The 821-nt window shown below is 45.4% G+C and carries 1 protein-coding gene; it reads left to right on the top strand.

The genetic code is table 11. The annotated features are described in order from the left end of the window. Positions 1-48 precede the first annotated feature (48 nt). A partial coding sequence (locus KSZ58_RS22355) for a PD-(D/E)XK nuclease family transposase (protein WP_161131454.1) occupies positions 49-821 on the top strand: 773 nt, incomplete at its 3' end.

The following is an 821-nucleotide window of genomic DNA, read 5'->3' as shown; positions in this document are numbered from 1 at the left end:
TTTCATACGTATATAAGAGTATATAGGAAAAAAAGGAGGATACTACCTATGGAAAAAGAATATGCAAAGGATTACCCGATCCCCTTTCACAATGATGTTTTCTTCAAATACATGCTGATTGGGGACGATGCAGGCTCTGCATTGCTGAGAAGCAGAATCATCGAAGAAATTTACGGACTGAAGGTCCATGAAACGAAGGTCCTGAACCCGGAACTGCTGCCGGAAGCTTTTTTTGGCAAACGTGCGGTTTTGGATGTCGTGCTGGAGGATGAAGCCGGCCATTTTTACGATCTGGAAATGCAGGTATCCGGCTATACGCAGAAGGAACAGCTGCGTTTTCAGCAGTATGGCTACCGCCTGGTCGGAAGACAGCTGAAGCAGGGAGACGAATATACAGAGCTGAAGCCGTTTTATCAGATTATCTTTATGAATGATAAGCCCAGGGATGGCGGACGCATGATACGCCACTACAAGGTAAAGGATGAGGATAATCAGGAGGAACCCAACGGTACATTGAATCGAGCCATCGTGTTTCTACCGATGATCAAACAGCGTGTAAAGGAGGTTGGAGGCGTGGAAAATCTGACAGAATTTGAAACTTTCTGCTATGTGCTTGCATATAATCCGGATGATGCTATACTAAACATGAAGAGAAGGATGGTGAACGTGGTTATGGAAAAATATAATGAAATGCGTGAGGACGGATCATTGTTCAGCTGGGCGGAATCGGTGGAGTTTGCGGAGCAGGCAGTACAGGCCAATTTGGAGGAGCGAACTGCAGAAGCTGAAAAGCTGGGGCTTGAAAAAGGTCTTAAAAAAGG

Origin of the sequence: Erysipelatoclostridium sp. DFI.2.3 (assembly GCF_019132535.1) — a bacterium.
Taxonomy (GTDB): domain Bacteria; phylum Bacillota_I; class Bacilli_A; order Erysipelotrichales; family Erysipelotrichaceae; genus Clostridium_AQ; species Clostridium_AQ innocuum.
This window is presented reverse-complemented; position numbering and strand designations above follow the sequence as displayed.